The organism is Mycolicibacterium sp. Y3, assembly GCF_051188035.1.
GTDB classification, from domain to species: domain Bacteria; phylum Actinomycetota; class Actinomycetes; order Mycobacteriales; family Mycobacteriaceae; genus Mycobacterium; species Mycobacterium fluoranthenivorans.
In genome coordinates, this window is the sequence record NZ_JAVQLT010000001.1 from 4474730 (window position 1) to 4492547 (window position 17818).

Sequence of the window (17818 nt, forward strand, 5' to 3'; positions counted from 1 at the left end):
TACGTTGGTGCGGTGCCCTCGATCACGCTCGATACCCCTGCCGGTCCCATCGACGCATTGCTGAGCACCCCGACGGGGCCCGGCCCGTGGCCGGGGGTGGTGGTCGTGCATGACGCCTTCGGATACCGGCCGGACAACGAGGCGGTGTCCCAGAGGATCGCCGACGCCGGCTATCTGGCCCTGACCCCGAACCTGTACGCACGGGGCGGCCGAGCCCGCTGTATCACCCGCGTCATGCGGGAACTGCTGACCCAACGTGGGCGCTCGCTCGATGACATCCTGGCCGCGCGCGACCATCTGCTGTCCCTGCCGGAGTGCACCGGCGCGGTCGGCATCGCGGGCTTCTGCATGGGTGGGCAGTTCGCACTCATCCTCTCCCCCAAGGGATTCGGTGCCTCAGCCCCGTTCTACGGCGTACCCTTGCCACGCAACCTGGACCGCACGCTGTCCGGTGCCTGCCCCATCGTGGCGAGCTTCGGCCGCCGCGATGTGCTGGGCATCGGGGCGCCGGAGAAGCTCAGGCGAACCGTGAACGCCCACCACATCACCGCCGATATCAAGGTCTACCCGGAAGCCGGGCACAGCTTCGCCAACCAACTGCCCGCACAGCCGCTGCTGCGGGTCGCCGGGTTCGGTTACAACGAGGCCGCCACCTCGGATGCCTGGACGCGGGTGTTCACCTTCTTCGGCGAACACCTGCGGACCTAGTCGGGCAGCCGCAGTTCGGGCTTCTCCACCTCTTCGATGTTCACATCCTTGAAGGTGATCACCCTGACCTGCTTGACGAAGCGCGCCGGGCGGTACATGTCCCACACCCAGGCATCGGCGAGCCGCAGTTCGAAGTAGACCTCACCGTCGGCGTTCCGCGGCACCAGCTCCACACTGTTGGCCAGATAGAACCGGCGCTCGGTCTCCACCACGTAGCTGAACTGGCCGACGATGTCCTTGTACTCGCGATACAGCGAGAGCTCCATCTCGGTTTCGTACTTCTCGAGATCCTCGGCACTCATCTGCTCTGCTGTCCTTCGTCTAGGTTGGGGTCCATCATTCCGCACTGCGCTTCGGTATCCAACCGCGGACGCGTCGCCTCGACCGATCCCGCAACGCGTGCGATGTTGGCGAACGAGAACCGGTGCTGGCGGCACGGGCCCAGTCGCTCCAACGCCTCGGTATGGGCCGCCGTGCTGTAGCCCTTGTGTTCGGCGAAACCGTATCCGGGGTGCTCGGCCTCCATGGCGACCATCATCCGGTCGCGGCTGACCTTAGCCAGCACGCTCGCCGCGGCGATACAGGCGGCGGCCGCGTCACCGCCGATCACCGGCAGCGACGGAACCGCCAGGCCGGGTACCCGGAAGCCGTCGGAGAGCACGTAACCGGGACGCATCGGTAGGCCGGCGACCGCGCGGCGCATCCCCTCGATATTGGCGAAGTGCACCCCGCGTCGATCCACCTCGGTCGATCCGATGATCACCACGTGATAGGCCACGGCGTACCGGCGGATCAACGGGAACAGCCGCTCCCGTTCGGCCTCGGTCAGCCTCTTCGAATCGTCGAGGGCGTCCAAACTGGAAAGCCGGTTCGGACCGAGCACGCACGCGGCCACCACCAGTGGACCGGCACAGGCACCGCGCCCCACCTCGTCCACACCCGCCACCGGGCCGAGTCCGCTGCGGTACAGCGCGGACTCCAGGGTGCGCAGGCCGGATCTGCGGATCACGGTCCTCGGGGGCCAGCTCGCCGGCAACGCCGCAGCTCCTAGGAGGCGGGAGCCGTCTGCGGGTTCACGCTGTGCACGCCACCCCAACGCGACGGCGGCCACGCGATGAACCGGGCCTTACCGATGACGTTGTCGACGGGCACCGTGCCTGCGACCGGGTCGCCCGTGCACAACAGGCCCTTCTGCGCATCGGCAGGCAGATTGCTGCAGTGGGCGCGCGAGTCGGCCGAATGGGTCCGGTTGTCCCCCATCACCCACAGCCGGCCGTCGGGCACCTTGACCGGGCCGAACTCGTTGCCCAGGCAGGGGTAGACGTTGGTGTCGGCCATCATCGTCGTCGGGTCCAGGTAGGGCTCGTTGAGCTTCTTCCCGTCGACGGTCAGCCCGGTGGCCGCCCGGCATTCGACGGTTTGGCCGCCGACCGCGATGACCCGTTTGACCAAGTCGTTCTCATCCGGGGGCACGAAACCGACGAAGGACAGCGCGTTCTGCGCGAAGCGGATCACCGGATTGTCCGACCGGATCGACTTGTAGCCGATATTCCAGTTCGACGGGCCTTTGAAGACGATCACATCGCCGGGCTCGGGCTTGGAGAAGTCGTAGGTCAGCTTGTCGACCATGATCCGGTCCCCGACACAGCCCGCGCACCCGTGCAGGGTGGGCTCCATCGATTCGGACGGGATCAGGTACGGGCGCGCCACGAAGGTGAGCACCACGTAGTACATGACCAGCGCGATGGTGACCAGGATGACGCCCTCACGCAGGGCACCGCCCTTGCGCTTGGGCTCGTCGCCGTCTTCGGTTACATCCTCGACGGAGTCTTCCGCCGTGCCTTCTTTTTTGTCGTCGGTCACGGCATCAGGGTAATCAGCGTCATGACGCGAACCCTGGCAGGGCGCGTCAGCGCTTCTCCTTGATCTTCGCCTTCTTGCCGCGCAGTTCGCGCAGGTAGTACAGCTTGGCGCGACGCACGTCACCACGGGTCACGACATCGATGTGGTCGATGTTGGGCGAGTGCACCGGGAAGGTCCGCTCGACGCCGACGCCGTAGCTCTCCTTGCGCACGGTGAAGGTCTCCCGGGCGCCGCCGCCCTGGCGCCGGATCACGGCGCCCTTGAAGACCTGGATGCGCTCCTTGGAGCCCTCGATGACCTTGACGTGCACATTGATCGTGTCGCCGGGGCCAAAGGCCGGGATATCCTCGCGCAGCGACGCCTGATCGATGAAGTCCAGCGTGTTCATCGGTGACACTTCCTTGCTGTTAGCGGCTCGTGTCACACCACGCCGGGCGCGGTCGAGCCGAGGTATTTCGGGTGTATCGGGTTCTGCGTCACGCAGCAGGCTTCACGCTTCACAGGCGAGGCCGTGCGCAGACAACTGCTCAATTGTGCCAGACGGCACGCATACGACGAAATCGCCGTATACGGGCACGAAACGCCCGGAGTCGGTAGCTGCGCGGCAACGGCACCCAGCCGTTAGGCTACGTAAACGTCACGACCGGCATCCAGGGGTCCGAGCTCGGGCCGAAGAACCTCGGTTTACCCAGCGGTTCATCCGGTTACTGACTAGCCACGTCAAGGAGGAGAGCTATGCGCGCGCGGCCGTCGAAGTTCATGACGGTGACCGCGATCGTGCTCTGTACCGGCGCGCTGGTATCGGCCTGCGAGGCCAAGGTCTACGGGACCCCGCCCCCGCCCCCCGAATCACCCCAGCTGACCGTCATCGCGCCTTTGGGCAACTCCGCCCCGCTGCCCGAGACGCCGCCCGACCAGCCGACCGCCGCATTCGACGGGCTGGACATGCGTATCCGACAGGCCACTGCGGAAGCCGCCAGATCCGGCGCCGATATCACCGTGGCCATCCTCGACCGCAATACCGGCCAGCTGGTCACCAACGGCGCAGCCGATACCGTGGCGATCGCCTCGGTGGTGAAGCTGTTCATCGCCGACGATCTGCTGCTGCAAGAGTCCAAGGGCCAGACCACGCTCAGCCCCGACGACCGCCGGATGCTCGATGTCATGTTGCGCTCGTCGGATGACAGCGCCGCCGAGGTCTTCTGGAATCGCAGTGGTGGCAGCGCGATCATCAACCGGGTCGTCGCGCGCTACGGGCTGTCGGCGACGCGACCGCCGGGTAACGGCCGCTGGTACAACACCACCAGCACGGTGACCGATCTGGTGCGCTACTACGACATGCTGCTGGCAGGCACCGGTGGACTGCCGCTGGCCGACGCCAGCATCATCCTGTCCAATCTCGCCGAATCCACACCCACCGCCCCCGACGGTATGGTGCCCGGCGGGGTGTACCCGCAGCGCTTCGGGATCCCGGAGGGACTACCCGCGGAACCCGTTGCGGTGAAACAAGGGTGGATGTGCTGCATCGGCGCCGACTGGATGCACCTGTCCACCGGTGTGATCGGCCCGGACCGGCGCTACGTGATGGCGATCAGTTCGATGCAGGCCGCCGACGCCACCAAGGCGCGCCAGACCATCACCCAGGCGGTGGCCACGATCTTCCCCGGCGGGCATATCTAGACCTCGTCGAGCAGGTCCGGCCTACGGTCACGGGTGCGCGCCAGCGCCTGCTCGTGCCGCCACGCCGCGATCTTGGCGTGATCGCCCGAGAGCAGCACCGGCGGCACCTCCAGGTCGCGCCAGACCGCCGGCCGGGTGTAACTGGGCCCCTCGAGCAAGCCGTCAGAATGCGAATCCTCAAGGTGGGACTGCGGATTGCCGAGCACCTCGGGGAGCAGCCGCACCACGGCCTCCACCATGACCAGTACCGCGGCTTCACCGCCGGCCAGCACATAGTCGCCGATGGAGACCTCTTCGACGCGCATCCGGCGGGCGGCGTCATCGGCCACCCGCTGGTCGATCCCCTCGTAGCGGCCGCAGGCGAACACCAGATGCGATTCGGCACTCCAGCGTTGCGCGACGGCCTGGGTGAACGGCCGCCCTGCCGGCGTCGGGATCACCAGAAGTGTTTCCGGCGAACAGATCTCGTCGAGCGCCTCACCCCAGACGGGCGCCTTCATGACCATCCCCGGGCCGCCGCCGTACGGGGCATCGTCCACCGAGCGGTGCACATCGTGAGTCCACCGGCGCAGATCATGCACACCGACGTCGTAGATGCCCGCGTCGATGGCCCTGCCGGGCAGCGCCTGGCGCAACGGTTCCAGATAGGCGGGGAAGATCGTGATGACGTCGATCCGCATGGCGATTACAGATCTTCGAGATTGAGCAATCCGTCGGGCGGATCGATCTCGATGAGCTGGTCGTCCCGCGACACCGACGTGACGATGGCTCCGACGAACGGCACCAGGATCTCGGCGCCCTCCGGGGTCGTGACCGACAGCAACTCGCCGGCCGCGGTGTGCAACACCTCGGCGACGGTGCCGACCGCGGCACCGCCGACGGTCCGCACGGCCAGCCCCTCGAGTTCGTGGTCGTAGAACTCGTCGGGATCGGTGATGGGGGGTAGATCGTCGGTGTCCACCAGGAACACCGTGCCGCGGACGTCGTCGGCGCCATTGCGGTCGTTGACTCCGGCCAGCCGCACCAGCAGCCGGTTGCCGTGCTCGCGCACCGCCTCGATGACGAATTCGCGCTGCGCACCGCCACGCTTGAAACCGCGTAACCGGGCGCCCGGGGTGAACCGGGCGTCCGGATCGTCGGTGCGGACATCGACGACGACCTCGCCGCTGATGCCGTGGGCCTTCACGACCCGACCGACGACGAGATCCATCGCTACTGGTCGGTGTCGACCACGTCGACGCGGATGCCCCGGCCGCCGATGCCGGCGACCAGGGTGCGCAGCGCGGTGGCCGTGCGACCACCACGGCCGATGACCTTGCCCAGGTCCTCGGGGTGCACATGGACCTCGACGGTGCGGCCGCGCCGGTTGGTCACCAGGTCGACGCGCACGTCATCGGGGTTGTCGACGATCCCGCGAACGAGGTGCTCGACGGCGTCGACGACTACAGAGCTCATTCGGCGGCGGGGGCTTCAGTCTCGGTGGCCTCGGCGGCGGCTTCGGCCGGAGCGGCCTCGGCGGCTTCCTCCTTCTTGGAGGGCGCCTTCTTCTTCTTCAGCTGGGTGGCCTCACCGGTGGGCTCGTTGTCCGCGGCGGCCAGGGCCGCGTTGAACAGATCCAGCTTGGACGGCTTGGGCTCCTTGACCTTCAGGGTGCCCTCGGCGCCCGGCAGGCCCTTGAACTTCTGCCAGTCACCGGTGACCTTCAGCAGCGCCAGGACGGGCTCGGTGGGCTGTGCGCCGACGCTCAGCCAGTACTGCACGCGCTCGGAATCGACCTGGATGAGGCTCGGCTCTTCCTTGGGGTGGTACTTGCCGATGACCTCGATGGCGCGTCCGTCGCGGCGGTTGCGCGCGTCGGCGACGGCGATGCGGTACTGGGGGTTGCGGATCTTGCCGAAGCGGGCGAGTTTGATCTTGACAGCCATGGTGAAGCGTTTCTCCTGTGATTGCCACGCTGGCAATTCAGCGATCCGGGCGGGTTGCCGGGATCCGGTTTTGCCTTTGCGTGTGTGACCGGGGTGCGGCGCATCTAACGTGTCGCACGCGGACAGCCGACCATTGTGCCAGAACGGCGACAGCCAGCCCAAATCCCCGTCAGACCACCCGGTCGAAGCACTTCACCTCGACGCGCCGCGTCATCCGCCAGCCGTCGGCGGTGCGCACGAACTCGTCCTCGTACCAGAGCCCACAGAAGAGGACCTGTGGCGAATCGCCGCCGGATGCCGATGTCGCCGCCGGGGCGGCTCCGAGCACCATGGGGTTGAAGCACAGCGTCCGCGAACTGGCGGTGTCGCCGGTGAGGCGGATATCGAAGTTCCCCAGCATGTGCGCGTACGCCGGGAAGTTCGGCAGCACCTGAGCCAGCCACGCCTTCACCTCGGGGAACCGGCCGTCCACCCCGCCCATGGCGCGGTAGTCGATATAGGCGTCCTCGGTGAACACGTGATCCAGGTCGTCGAACCGGCGGTTGTCGATGGCCGTCGAGTACGCCACCAGCAGATCCTGGATTTCCAGACGGTCGGAGATCTCTTCGATGCTCAGCACGCCTCGATTGAACCACCGCGGTGGCCCGGACAGGTCAGGCTTGCGGCCCTTCGGCCGGCGGCCAGTGTTCGCCGGACCACTCCCCCGGTTCGGCATGGTCACCGCGCGAGAGCGGCACCCACTGCTCGGTGGGCGCGGGCTGTTTCGACGACGGGAAATCGCGCAGCTTGCCCGACGGTTTGGCGTCCCACTTGGCGAATGTCAGCGGAGTCTGCAGCCACGCATACAGCAGGTTGTAGACGGCTTCGAGCGAGTCGATGTGGGTGCGCTCCCAGCCGTGGCTGCCGTCCAGCCCGAAACCGACCAGCGCGGCCCGGGTGTTGGCCCCGGCCTCGATGGCTGCCGCGGCGTCGGAACGGTAGAAGCGGAACACGTCGCGCGCGTAGGGAATCCGGCGCTCGTCGGCCAGCCGGCAGAGCTTGCGGGTGAGGTGGTAGTCGAACGGCCCGTGCAGGTCGGCCATCGGGATGGTCACGCCGTCTTCGATGGAGTGCTGGCCCGGCGCGCAGACCGCGTTGTCGACCGACACCAGTTCCGCGACGTCCGGGTCCAACCCGTGGCTGGCCCCGTGGCCGACCTCCTCGGTGATGGTGACCATGATCGTCGTCTTGTGCGGCAGCACGATGCCACCCTCGGCGACGGTCTTGGCCAGGGCCAGCGCGACGGCGACGCCGGCCTTACCGTCCAGGTGTCGCGAGACGATGAAACCGTCGGCGGTGAGCTCGGGCGCGGCGATCAATGCGACGAAGTCACCGACGTTGAACCCGAGGCGCTTCAGGTCGTCGCGGGTGGCGACCTTGCGGTCGATCCGGACCTCAACGCCCGGCCAGTCCGTGGGCTGGGTGTCGATCTCGTCGCCGAAAGCGTGCCCGGACGCCTTGAGCGGCATCACGGTTCCGGTGAAGAATTCCTCGGGATCGTCGGTGAAGATGCGCACCCGCGCACCGGTGGCAAAGCGCGCCGAGAACGTTCCCACCGGGATGAGCTCGAGCCGGCCGTTGTCCTTCAGATCCCGCACCATGCAGCCGATGGTGTCGGCGTGCACGACGACCGCCCGGTCGGTGGTCTTCGACTCGCCGGGCAGTTCCGCGGTGAGCGCGCCGCGACGGGTCAGGGTGAACGGCACCCCGAGGTCGTCGAGGACATCGCCGATCAGCTGCATGACGGCGTCGGTGCGTCCCGATGGGCTCGGCGTCTGCAACAGACCGAGCAGTGTGTCGATCATCCACGCGCGGGTCGCCTCCGGCATCGCGGCACGTTCGGACTCCATGTCTCCTCTTCCCATCCTCGAATCGGGGTCGCATCAGGCAACCCCGGCGGCCTAGCCCTGATCGACCGGTTCGGGCTGCCAGGCCCACGGTGTGGCCGCGGTACGAGGAAAGAGTAGATCCACGAAGGCCTTTGCCGTTGGGCGCGGTTCATGATTGGCCAACCCGGGGCGCTCGTTGGCTTCGATGAACACATATTCCTCACCGTCGACCGCCGGCACCATCAGGTCGATACCGGTGACGGGAATGCCGATCGCGTCGGCGGCGTCGATGGCCACCCTGGCCAACGTGGGGTTCACCTCGTCGGTGACATCACAGATGGTGCCGCCGGTGTGCAGGTTCGCGGTGCGCCGCACGGTCAGCCGTTCGTTGACGGGCAGCACGTCGTCGAGCTCCCAGCCCGCCTCCCGCACGGTGTCGGCGGTGACCTCGTCGATCGGGATCACGGATTCGCCGTGGGTGGCCGCCGACCGCCGGCGGCTCTGCGCCTCGATCAGCTGCCGCACGGTGTGTTTACCGCTGCCCAACACCTCCGGTGGGCGCCGGACTGCCGCCGCGATCACCTTGCCGTTGATCACCAACAGTCGCAGATCCTCACCCTCGCAACGCTCTTCGATGAGCACGTCGGGGCAGTGCTTGGCGGCCCAGCTCAAGGCCCGGTCCAGCTCGTCGGGTTTGGTGACCCCGACGGTGATACCGGCCCCCTGCTCGCCGCGTGCGGGCTTGACCACGACCGACCCCACCTCGCGCAGGAAGGCGTAGTCCTCGTCGTCGAAGGTCGCGGTCCGGCCCCGCGGCACCCGGATACCCGCCTCGGACACCACTCGGCGCGCCACGCGTTTGTCGTCGCAGCGACTCATCGCCACCGCATTGGTCAACTCCGACAACGACTCTCGGGTGACGACACTGGTTCCGCCGTGGGTCAGCCGCAGGTAGCCGCCCTTGCCGTCGAGCACCTCCACGTGGATCCCCCGCATGATGGCCTCATCGGCGATGATGCGGGCGTACGGGTTCAACTCGGCGAGGCCCTCCTCCTCCTGCACCGGGGCGAAGAGTTTCTCGTTGATGGCGTTCTTGCGTTTGATGCCCAGCGTGGGAATCCGGTGGAATCCCATCCGTTCGTACAGCGCGATCGCGCCCTCGTTGTCGTGCAGCACCGACAGGTCCATCTGGGCGCGGCCCCGCCGGATGAACTCCTCCACCAGTGAGCGCACCAGCAGGCCCCCGACACCGGGCCGCGACACCGACGGGTCCACCGCCAGGCACCACAGGCTTGAGCCGTTCTCGGCGTCCCCGAACAGTTGCCGATGGTCGATACCGGTCACGGTGCCGATCAGTGCGCCGGTGTGTTCGTCGGTGGCCACCAGATAGACCATGTGCCGTTCATGCTCGACGTTGTTCCACATCAGGTCGATATCGGCGGGCACCATCCGGCAGCGCAGGTAGATCTCGTTGATCGCGGCGCAGTCGGCCGGCGATTGCACGGGGCGCACCACGACCCCGGGCACCTCACCCGGCCAGAATTCGCCGCGGTCGTCGAATGTGAGCCGGTAGGTGAAGCTGGGGTCGATGAAGAACTCCTGCGGGTGCAGGGCCACGAAGACGTGCGGGGCATCGAGGTACATGCCGATATCGCGGCGGCCGCTGGCCTCGGCCCGCAACGCGGTGCCGAACTCCGCAGGGTCGTCGAACGTCTGGCCGAAGACCAGCCGGCCCCAGCCGAGGTCCTGCACCACTCCGACGTCATCCCGTGTCTCCGACATGGTCAACTGCGGCCTCCATCGATGTGCTCGGCAAGCCACATCTCCAGCAATCCGATCTGCCACAACGGATTACCGCGCAGCGGAGTGAGGTTTCCGTTCGGGTCGGAAAGCAGGTCGCCGACGGCCGCGGCGTCGAACAATCCGCGGGAGCGGGCGGCGTCGCTGTGCAACGCGTCGCGCACCAGGTCCAGGTAGGGCCCTGCCAGGTGTTTGAGCGCCGGCACCGGGAAGTAACCCTTGGGCCGGTCGATGACGGCATCCGGGATGACCCGGCGCGCAGCCTCTTTCAGCACGCCCTTGCCGTCATGGGCGGTCTTCAGGCTCGGCGGGCAGGTCGCGGCCAGTTCGACGAGTTCGTGGTCGAGGAACGGCACCCGACCCTCCAGTCCCCACGCCATGGTCATGTTGTCCACCCGCTTGACCGGGTCGTCGACCAGCATCACGGTGGTGTCCAGCCGCAGTGCCCGGTCGGTCGCGGTGGCCGCACCGGGGGCGGCGAACTGCGAGCGCACGAAATCGCCTGCCACGTCCGTGTCCAGCCGCCACTGGGGTTGCAGCAGCGCGTTCACGCCCGAGTGGTCGCGGTCGAAGAAGGCGGTGCGGTATCGCTGCAGGGCGCCGTCGATGTCACTGTCGCCGGCGTGCGCCATCGGCGGGTACCAGTGGTAGCCGGCGAAGATCTCGTCGGCACCCTGGCCCGACTGCACCACCTTGACGTGCTTGCTGACCTCTTGGGAGAGCAGATAGAAGGCCACACAGTCGTGGCTCATCATCGGCTCGCTCATCGCCCCGATCGCCCCCGACAGTGCGGGCAGCATCCGCGCGGTGTCTATGCGGATCTGATGATGGTCGGTCCCGAAGTGCCGGGCGATGACATCGGAGTATTTGAACTCGTCGCCCTCTTCGCCGCCCGCGGCCTCGAAGCCGATCGAGAAGGTCTGCAGCCCATGCTGTCCCGCCTCGGCCAGCAGCCCGACGATGAGGCTGGAATCCAGTCCGCCGGACAGCAGGCAACCCACCGGCACGTCGGCCACCAGGCGCCGCTCCACCGCGGTGCGCAGCGAGGCCAGCACGGCCTCTTCCCAGTCGTTCTCCGACCAGGACGCGCGCTCCGGCACGCGCTCGAAGACCGGGGACCAATAGGTCCGTTCCACCCGTCGGCCCTCCGGATCGATCCGCATGACGGTGCCCGGGGCGAGCTTGTGGACACCGCGCAGGATCGTGTGCGGGGCGGGGACCACCGAGTGGAAGCTCAGATAGTGGTGCAGCGCAACCGGATCGATCGAGGTGTCCACTCCGCCTGCGGCCACCAGCGCGGGCAACGTGGACGCGAACCGGAAGGCGCCGGTCGCCCCGGGGATGTCGGCCCAGTACAGCGGCTTCAACCCGAGCCGGTCCCGCGCCAGCACCACCGCGCCGGTGTCGGTGTCGGTGACCGCGAAGGCGAACATCCCGTACAAGCGGTCGACCACACCCTCGCCCCACGCATGGAAGCCCTTGAGCACCACCTCCGTGTCGCTGTGCGAGAAGAAGCGGTAGCCCTTCGCGATCAGATCATCGCGAAGTTGCGGGTAGTTGTAGATGCAGCCGTTGAAGGCCACGGTCAGGTGCAGCTCGGGGTCGTGCATCGGCTGGTGACCATGGCTGGACAGGTCGATGATCGCCAGGCGCCGGTGCCCGAAGGCCACCCCGTCCTTGGCCCAGACTCCGCCGCTGTCGGGTCCGCGCGGGACCATGGTGTCAGCCATCGATGCGATGGCTCCGATATCTGCTGCCCGTCCGCGAGCGATCTCGCCCGCGATGCCGCACATGGCGTGAACCACCTCTTCCTTTTCAGGGGCGACCGAGCATGGTGCTAGCGCGATACGTCGCCCGCGAGCACGGGTACCCGCCTGGAACGGCTTCAAACCCGCGACCCGGATCACAGTGGGCGCTCCGCGCTAGGCTGATGCACCCATGGGGCCATTCCTGACCGTGCTGCTCACCTGCCTGGCGCTCGTCGTGACCTCGGGGCCGCCGCCGGCCTCGGCGGATCTGGAGATACCCGTCGGCGCCGCGCCCGCGCCGGACGGACCGGCGGAGGCCTGGCTGGTCGCGGATATCGACAGCGGCGAGGTGCTGGCCGCCCGCAACGAATTCGGCCGGTACGCCCCGGCGAGCACCATCAAGGTCCTGCTGGCCCTGACAGTCCTCGACGACCTTCCGCTCGACGCGACCGTCGTCGCCAATGACGCCGACACCAAGGTCGAATGCAACTGCGCCGGGGTGGCACCCGGCGTGACCTACACCACACGCCAGCTGCTCGAGGCGCTCCTGCTGGTGTCGGGCAACGACGCCGCCAACACCCTGGCCACCATGCTCGGTGGCCGCGATGCCGCGATCGCCAAGATGAACGCCAAAGCGGTGTCCGTCGGCGCGACCGGGACCACCGCCGGCAGCCCGTCCGGACTCGACGGCCCGGGAATCGACGTCTGGACCACGCCGCACGACCTGGCGGCGATCTTCCGCGCCGCGCTGGCACATCCGGTGTTCGCCGAGATCACCGCTGCGCCCACCGCGCTGTTCCCGAGCAGGACCGGTGACCGGGTGCTGGTCAACCAGGATGAGATGCTGGCCCGCTATCCCGGCATGCTGGGCGGCAAGACCGGATTCACCGATCTGGCCCGAAAGACCTTCGTCGGCGCGGCGCAGCGGGACGGCCGGCGTCTGGTGGTGGTGTTGATGCACGGGCTGATCCATGAGGGCGGACCGACGTACTGGGATCAGGCGTCCGCGCTGCTGGACTGGGGATTCGCCCAAGGTCACGGCAGCTCCGTCGGCGCGCTGTAGATGATGCAGAACGGCAACCTCACCGCGCGCTGAGCGAGTCCTGTGCGCCGTAATCTCGACGCGCGTGCGAAGACTCCTGACGGCGACGCTGCTCACCGTGACCACAGCCCTGAGCGCTGGGGTCGCCTATGCGGCCCCGGACGCCGAACTCGCCGGCGTGCAGGCGTTCGCCAACGGCCCGGCCAAGGCCTGGCTGCTCGCCGACCTGGACACCGGGGCCGTGCTGGCCGCCCAGGATCCCTACGGCAGCTACGCCCCGGCGAGCACCATCAAGGTGCTGCTGGCCACCGTCGTACTGGACAATCTGCGGCCGGACAATTTCGCACGCGCCAACGCGTCCCACACCAAGGTCGAATGTTCCTGCGTCGGACTGAAACCCGGCCAGGCCTACACCACACGCCAACTGCTGGAAGCGCTGCTGATGGTGTCCGGCAACGATGCGGCGAACATGCTGGCCGATATGCTGGGCGGTCAAAAGGTGGCGGTGGCGCGGATGAATGCCAAGGCACAACAGCTCGGCGCCCGGCACACCAAGGCGTCCTCCCCTTCCGGGCTGGACGGTCCCGGTTGGGAGACGGTGACCACACCGCACGATCTCGCGGTGATCTTCCGCGCCGCCCTGACCTATCCGCTCATCGCACAAATCATGCGGGAGCCCTCGGCGCAGTTCCCCGGTCGCGTGCTCACCAACCAGAATGAGCTGCTGAGTCGCTATCCGGGCGACCTGGGCGGCAAGACCGGATACACCAACCTGGCCCAGCACACCTACGTCGGCGCCGCCCAGCGGGGTGACCGCCGGCTGGTGGTGGTCCAGATGTACGGCAACGGGGATCTGTACGGACAGGCGATCGATCTGCTCGACTGGGGTTTCAGCCGGTCCTCGTAGGGTGGCCACCGCGTAGCACCGCATATCAAGTAAGGTGACCCTAATTTTGCGAACGCACATCGAGGGGAACCGAGTTGACCGGCACTGCAGAGATATCGATGATCGTCGCCTTCGGCACGGACATGGGCAATGCCGAGGATGCCGCGATGACCTTCGCCGAATCGGTCGCCCCGCTGGGCATCCAGGCCGAGGCGATCGAACTGAACCAGGTCGAGGTCTCCGAACTGCAGTCGGCCACCCATTTCCTCGCGGTCGTGTCGACCTTCGGCGAGGGCGAATTCCCCGATAGCGCGACGCTCTTCTGGGAGGCGCTCGAATCCAGCACCGAGCGGTTGGAGAATCTGAGCTTCTCGGTTCTGGCGCTCGGCGACAGCTCGTACGAATTCTTCTGCAACGCAGGAAAACTGCTCGACGCGAAGCTGGAGCAGCTGGGGGCGACCCGAATCGTCGACCGGGTGGATGTGGACGGTTTCTACGAACAGCCGGCCAAGGCGTGGACCGCCGATGTGGTGAAGATCCTGACCGCCGAGCGCGGCGCCACCGCACCCACGGAGGCCGTCGCGGCGCCGGCCGCCGCCCGGGAACGCCACGAGGAGTTCGAGGCGGCGCTGGTCGTGAACAGGTTGCTCACCGCCGCCGAATCCGACAAGGAGGTGCGCCACTACGAGGTCGATCTCGCCGGGTCGGGCCTCGCCTACCAGGCCGGCGATTCCCTGGCGGTGCATGCCACCAACGACCCGGCACTGGTCGCACTCATCCTGGCCGAGCTCGGCGTGGGACCCGATCACATGGTGCCCGACCACGACGAACCGCTCGGTGTGCTGCTGACCGAGCGGCTGGAGATCCGCACGCCGTCGCGCGCGCTGCAGGATGTGGCCGGTCCGGCCGCCTACGGGGAGGATGTCCTCGACCTCATCAAGCGCGGCGGCCTCAAGACCGAGGACGTCTTGGATACTCTGCGCCCCTTGGGATTCCGCGACTACTCGATTGCCTCCAGCCCGCTGGTCCATCCCGAGCGCATCCACCTGACGGTGGCCTCGGTGCGCTATCCCGGTGCCGACCGTGATCACAGCGGCGTCGCATCGACCTTCCTGGCCGATCGCGCCGACCGCGTCCGCGTCCACCTGCGCCCCAACCACAACTTCCGGCTGCCCGCCCCCGACGTGCCGATCATCATGATCGGGCCCGGCACCGGTATCGCCCCGTTCCGCGCCTTCCTGCAGGAACGCGAGGCCACCGGCGCGACAGGCCGCGCGTGGCTGTTCTTCGGCGACCGCCGCCGGGCCACCGACTATCTGTACGGCGCGGAACTGGAGGGCTTCCTGGACTCGGGCGCCCTGACCCGGCTCGACCTGGCGTTCTCCCGCGATCAGGATGCCAAAGTCTATGTGCAGCAACGGATGTCGGAGAATGCCGAGGAATTCTTCAGCTGGCTGACCGACGGCGCGTATGTCTACGTGTGCGGCGACGCCGACCGGATGGCCAAGGATGTCGACGCCACCCTGCACGAGGTCGTGGCACGTGGCGGCGGCATGGACGCCGACGCCGCACATACCTACGTCAACGACCTCGTGAAGTCACATCGTTACGTGCGCGACGTCTACTAGTAGACCCGCCCACGCAGGATCACCACATCCGGATGCCCGACACCGGCCAGCCGGGGATCCTCGGTGAAGCACAACAGGTCCGCGGATGCGCCGTGCTCCAGCGCCGGCCGGCCCAGCCAGGCGCGGGCATCCCAGCAGGCCGCGCCCAAAGCGTCGGTGGCACTCAAGCCCACGGTCCGCAGTGCCGCGATCTCGTCACCGATCCGGCCGTGCGCGATCATTCCACCGGCGTCGGTACCGGCGAAGATCGGCACCCCGGCCTCGTGGGCGGCGCCGACGCGCTGATGGCATGACGCGTACAGCTCGCGCATATGGGCGGCGTAGGACGGGTATTTGCCTGCCGCATCGGCGATCCCGGGAAAGTTCTCGATGTTGATCAAGGTGGGTACCAGCGCCGTACCGTGCTTCAGCATCAGGTCGATGGTGTCCTCGGTGATGCCGGTGCCGTGCTCGATGCAGTCGATGCCGGCGTTGATCAGGCCGGGCAATGCGTCCTCGCCGAACACGTGCGCGGTGACACGGGCTCCGTTGGCGTGCGCGGCCGCGATGGCTTCGACGAGGATGTCGTCGGACCACAGCGGGGCCAGATCACCGATCCCACGGTCGATCCAGTCGCCGACCAACTTCACCCAGCCGTCGCCCCAACGGGCTTGTTCGGCGACGGCGGCGGGCAGCTGCGACTCATCCTCGATATCGATGGGCAGGCCCGGCATATAGCGCTTCGGCCGGGCCAGGTGTCGGCCGGCACGGATGATCCGCGGCAGGTCCTCCCGGTCGTCGAAAGCACGGGTGTCCACCGGGGATCCGGCATCGCGCAGCAGCAGCGCGCCGGCGTCGCGCTCGGCCTCGGCCTGTGCGACGGCCTCATCGAACGTGGTGGCGCCACCGGGCTTGAGCCCGACGTGGCAATGGGCGTCGACCAGCCCCGGGATGATCCAGCCGCCGGCCCCGTCAGCCCCGAAAACGGTGTGGGCGCCGGCGATCGGTTCCGCCGACAACACCCCCTGGTGGATCCACCACTGCACCTCTTCGCCGTCGGGCAGACCCCGGCCGCGAACGTGCAGCACCATGGGCTACTTCTGGCCCGGGAACTTCAGCTTGGACAGATCGAAGTCGGCCAGACCCGGCGGCAGTTCGTCGAGACCCTTGGGCATATTCGACAGATCCGGGAAGCCCGCGGGCAGACCGCCCACGCCGAGCGGATTGGCGACCTTCGGCGGCGTCGGGCCGCGACCCTTCTTCTTGCCCGCCTGCTTGTTCTTGCCCTTGGCCGCCTTGCGCGGAGAGTTCTTGCGACCGAACGGCATTCCCATCTGCCCGGCCATCTGCGACATCATCTTGCGGGCCTCGAAGAACCGATCCACGAGTTGATTGACCTCGGAGACGCTGACACCGGAGCCATTGGCGATGCGCAGGCGGCGGGACGCGTTGATGATCTTCGGATCGGACCGCTCCGCCGGTGTCATACCGCGGATGATGGCCTGTACCCGGTCCAGCTGGCTGTCGTCGACGGCGGCGAGCGCGTCCTTCATCTGGCCGGCGCCGGGCAGCATGCCCAGCAGGTTGCCGATCGGACCCATCTTGCGGATGGCCAGCATCTGCTCGAGGAAGTCCTCCAGCGTCAGCTCACCCGAGCTGATCTTGGCGGCGGCATCCTCGGCCTTCTGCTGGTCGAAGACCTGCTCGGCCTGCTCGATGAGGGTGAGCACGTCACCCATGCCGAGGATGCGGCTGGCCATCCGGTCCGGGTGGAAGACGTCGAAGTCTTCGAGCTTCTCCCCCGCCGAGGCGAACAGGATCGGCACACCGGTGATCTCCCGGACCGACAGTGCCGCACCACCGCGGGCGTCGCCGTCGAGCTTGGTCAGCACCACGCCGGTGAAGCCGACGCCGGACCCGAAGGCCTCGGCGGTGCTGACGGCGTCCTGACCGATCATGGCGTCCAGGACGAACAGCGTCTCGTCGGGCTGCACGGCGTCGCGAATGGCGGCGGCCTGGGCCATCAGTTCCTCGTCGATGCCGAGGCGGCCGGCGGTGTCGACGATGACGACGTCGAAGTGCTTGGCCTTGGCCTCGGCCAGGCCCGCGGCCGCCACCGCCACCGGGTCGCCGGTGGTCATCTGGTCGATCGAGACCCCGTCCGGTGACACACCGGGATGCGGCGCGAACACCGAGACACCGGCGCGCTCACCGACGATCTGCAGCTGGTGGACCGCGCCGGGGCGCTGCAGGTCGCAGGCCACCAGCAGCGGGGTGTGCCCCTTGGCCTTCAGCCACTTGGCGAGCTTGCCGGCCAGCGTGGTCTTACCGGAACCCTGCAAACCGGCCAGCATGATGACGGTCGGCGGGGTCTTGGCGAAGGCGATCTGGCGGGTCTGGCCACCGAGGATGCCGACGAGCTCCTCGTTGACGATCTTGACGACCTGTTGGGCCGGGTTGAGGGCGCCGGAGACCTCCGCGCCCTTGGCGCGGTCCTTGATGCGCCCGACGAACGCGCGCACCACGGGCAGCGAGACGTCAGCCTCGAGCAGGGCCAGCCGGATCTCGCGCGCGGTCGCGTCGATATCGGCGTCGGTCAGCCGACCCCGCGAGCGCAGGCCAGCAAGTGCACCGGTCAACCGGTCAGACAGCGATTCAAACACCTGGTAAGCCTAACGGTCGGGCGCGTGG

At 67.7% G+C, this 17818-nt stretch carries 19 protein-coding genes; 5 read left to right on the top strand and 14 right to left on the bottom strand.

All coding sequences use genetic code 11. The features are described 5' to 3' along the window. The first annotated feature begins 12 nt into the window (after window positions 1–12). On the top strand, window positions 13–708 hold the full coding sequence (locus QN239_RS21880) for a dienelactone hydrolase family protein (protein WP_499013486.1): 696 nt from the start codon (window positions 13–15) through the stop codon (window positions 706–708). Here the strand turns inward: QN239_RS21880 and QN239_RS21885 are convergent. Genes QN239_RS21885 through rplS form a run of 4 tightly spaced genes read right to left on the bottom strand, consistent with a single transcriptional unit; the run spans window position 705 to window position 2959 of the window. Next, entirely contained in the window at window positions 705–1010 is a 306-nt protein-coding gene (locus QN239_RS21885) for a DUF2469 domain-containing protein (RefSeq protein WP_024450376.1), read from the bottom strand. The two genes, QN239_RS21880 and QN239_RS21885, sit on opposite strands and share 4 nt — an antisense overlap. Continuing rightward, window positions 1007–1744 (bottom strand): ribonuclease HII, encoded by a 738-nt coding sequence (locus QN239_RS21890; protein ID WP_499013489.1) that lies wholly within the window; start codon window positions 1742–1744, stop codon window positions 1007–1009. Before QN239_RS21890 ends, QN239_RS21885 begins: the two co-directional genes overlap by 4 nt. An 11-nt stretch (window positions 1745–1755) precedes the next feature. Then, complete coding sequence (gene lepB / locus QN239_RS21895) at window positions 1756–2571, bottom strand: signal peptidase I (RefSeq protein WP_090356850.1); 816 nt, start codon at window positions 2569–2571, stop codon at window positions 1756–1758. A 46-nt stretch (window positions 2572–2617) separates the two neighbouring features. Then, complete coding sequence (gene rplS / locus QN239_RS21900) at window positions 2618–2959, bottom strand: 50S ribosomal protein L19 (protein WP_090356852.1); 342 nt, start codon at window positions 2957–2959, stop codon at window positions 2618–2620. 347 nt (window positions 2960–3306) lie between these two features. Here rplS and QN239_RS21905 point away from each other — a divergent pair, with 347 nt between their 5' ends. Next, entirely contained in the window at window positions 3307–4251 is a 945-nt protein-coding gene (locus QN239_RS21905) for a serine hydrolase (RefSeq protein WP_499013492.1), read from the top strand. Here QN239_RS21905 and trmD read toward each other — a convergent pair. The 8 genes from trmD to QN239_RS21945 form a co-directional block, all read right to left on the bottom strand. After that, the gene (gene trmD / locus QN239_RS21910; RefSeq protein ID WP_499013494.1) at window positions 4248–4931 is read right to left on the bottom strand and encodes a tRNA (guanosine(37)-N1)-methyltransferase TrmD; all 684 of its coding nucleotides are present in this window, start codon (window positions 4929–4931) and stop codon (window positions 4248–4250) included. The two genes, QN239_RS21905 and trmD, sit on opposite strands and share 4 nt — an antisense overlap. Before the next feature lie 5 nt (window positions 4932–4936). Beyond that, window positions 4937–5461: a ribosome maturation factor RimM gene (rimM, locus tag QN239_RS21915; protein ID WP_499013497.1), complete on the bottom strand. Its 525-nt coding sequence runs from the start codon at window positions 5459–5461 to the stop codon at window positions 4937–4939. A gap of 2 nt (window positions 5462–5463) precedes the next feature. Further along, on the bottom strand, window positions 5464–5706 hold the full coding sequence (locus QN239_RS21920) for an RNA-binding protein (RefSeq protein ID WP_090356861.1): 243 nt from the start codon (window positions 5704–5706) through the stop codon (window positions 5464–5466). Continuing rightward, the gene (rpsP, locus tag QN239_RS21925; protein WP_499013500.1) at window positions 5703–6176 is read right to left on the bottom strand and encodes a 30S ribosomal protein S16; all 474 of its coding nucleotides are present in this window, start codon (window positions 6174–6176) and stop codon (window positions 5703–5705) included. Before rpsP ends, QN239_RS21920 begins: the two co-directional genes overlap by 4 nt. 169 nt (window positions 6177–6345) lie before the next feature. Beyond that, window positions 6346–6795: a nuclear transport factor 2 family protein gene (locus tag QN239_RS21930; RefSeq protein ID WP_499013502.1), complete on the bottom strand. Its 450-nt coding sequence runs from the start codon at window positions 6793–6795 to the stop codon at window positions 6346–6348. A gap of 34 nt (window positions 6796–6829) precedes the next feature. Beyond that, complete coding sequence (locus tag QN239_RS21935) at window positions 6830–8065, bottom strand: osmoprotectant NAGGN system M42 family peptidase (RefSeq protein ID WP_499013505.1); 1236 nt, start codon at window positions 8063–8065, stop codon at window positions 6830–6832. Window positions 8066–8116: 51 nt separating this feature from the next. Beyond that, window positions 8117–9826 (bottom strand): N-acetylglutaminylglutamine synthetase, encoded by a 1710-nt coding sequence (gene ngg / locus QN239_RS21940; protein ID WP_499013508.1) that lies wholly within the window; start codon window positions 9824–9826, stop codon window positions 8117–8119. Window positions 9827–9828: 2 nt separating this feature from the next. Then, a complete protein-coding gene (locus QN239_RS21945) occupies window positions 9829–11637 on the bottom strand; it encodes an N-acetylglutaminylglutamine amidotransferase (protein ID WP_499013511.1) in 1809 nt (602 codons plus the stop codon). 145 nt (window positions 11638–11782) lie between these two features. Here QN239_RS21945 and QN239_RS21950 point away from each other — a divergent pair, with 145 nt between their 5' ends. The 3 genes from QN239_RS21950 to QN239_RS21960 all read left to right on the top strand — a co-directional run bounded on the left by QN239_RS21950 (window position 11783) and on the right by QN239_RS21960 (window position 15148). Further along, window positions 11783–12655, top strand: a complete 873-nt coding sequence (locus QN239_RS21950) for a D-alanyl-D-alanine carboxypeptidase family protein (RefSeq protein WP_499013514.1) — start codon at window positions 11783–11785, stop codon at window positions 12653–12655. 64 nt (window positions 12656–12719) lie between these two features. Next, window positions 12720–13541, top strand: a complete 822-nt coding sequence (locus tag QN239_RS21955) for a D-alanyl-D-alanine carboxypeptidase family protein (protein ID WP_499013516.1) — start codon at window positions 12720–12722, stop codon at window positions 13539–13541. Window positions 13542–13615: 74 nt separating this feature from the next. Next, window positions 13616–15148: a diflavin oxidoreductase gene (locus QN239_RS21960; RefSeq protein WP_499013519.1), complete on the top strand. Its 1533-nt coding sequence runs from the start codon at window positions 13616–13618 to the stop codon at window positions 15146–15148. Here QN239_RS21960 and QN239_RS21965 read toward each other — a convergent pair. Together QN239_RS21965 and ffh are read right to left on the bottom strand one after the other, a co-directional pair. Then, a complete protein-coding gene (locus tag QN239_RS21965) occupies window positions 15145–16218 on the bottom strand; it encodes an amidohydrolase family protein (RefSeq protein WP_499013520.1) in 1074 nt (357 codons plus the stop codon). The genes QN239_RS21960 and QN239_RS21965 overlap by 4 nt on opposite strands. Before the next feature lie 3 nt (window positions 16219–16221). Further along, the gene (ffh, locus tag QN239_RS21970) at window positions 16222–17790 is read right to left on the bottom strand and encodes a signal recognition particle protein (protein ID WP_499013523.1); all 1569 of its coding nucleotides are present in this window, start codon (window positions 17788–17790) and stop codon (window positions 16222–16224) included. Window positions 17791–17818 lie beyond the last annotated feature (28 nt).

What these genes read in the sequence shown, in the direction of transcription:
- QN239_RS21945 (WP_499013511.1), bottom strand. Translation starts at nt 11,637, where the DNA reads ATGTGCGGCATCGCGGGCGAGATCGCTCGCGGACGGGCAGCAGATATC.
- rplS (WP_090356852.1), bottom strand. Translation starts at nt 2,959, where the DNA reads ATGAACACGCTGGACTTCATCGATCAGGCGTCGCTGCGCGAGGATATC.
- QN239_RS21905 (WP_499013492.1), top strand. Translation starts at nt 3,307, where the DNA reads ATGCGCGCGCGGCCGTCGAAGTTCATGACGGTGACCGCGATCGTGCTC.
- trmD (WP_499013494.1), bottom strand. Translation starts at nt 4,931, where the DNA reads ATGCGGATCGACGTCATCACGATCTTCCCCGCCTATCTGGAACCGTTG.
- QN239_RS21950 (WP_499013514.1), top strand. Translation starts at nt 11,783, where the DNA reads ATGGGGCCATTCCTGACCGTGCTGCTCACCTGCCTGGCGCTCGTCGTG.
- QN239_RS21885 (WP_024450376.1), bottom strand. Translation starts at nt 1,010, where the DNA reads ATGAGTGCCGAGGATCTCGAGAAGTACGAAACCGAGATGGAGCTCTCG.
- rpsP (WP_499013500.1), bottom strand. Translation starts at nt 6,176, where the DNA reads ATGGCTGTCAAGATCAAACTCGCCCGCTTCGGCAAGATCCGCAACCCC.
- ngg (WP_499013508.1), bottom strand. Translation starts at nt 9,826, where the DNA reads ATGTCGGAGACACGGGATGACGTCGGAGTGGTGCAGGACCTCGGCTGG.
- QN239_RS21965 (WP_499013520.1), bottom strand. Translation starts at nt 16,218, where the DNA reads ATGGTGCTGCACGTTCGCGGCCGGGGTCTGCCCGACGGCGAAGAGGTG.
- QN239_RS21920 (WP_090356861.1), bottom strand. Translation starts at nt 5,706, where the DNA reads ATGAGCTCTGTAGTCGTCGACGCCGTCGAGCACCTCGTTCGCGGGATC.
- rimM (WP_499013497.1), bottom strand. Translation starts at nt 5,461, where the DNA reads ATGGATCTCGTCGTCGGTCGGGTCGTGAAGGCCCACGGCATCAGCGGC.
- QN239_RS21935 (WP_499013505.1), bottom strand. Translation starts at nt 8,065, where the DNA reads ATGGAGTCCGAACGTGCCGCGATGCCGGAGGCGACCCGCGCGTGGATG.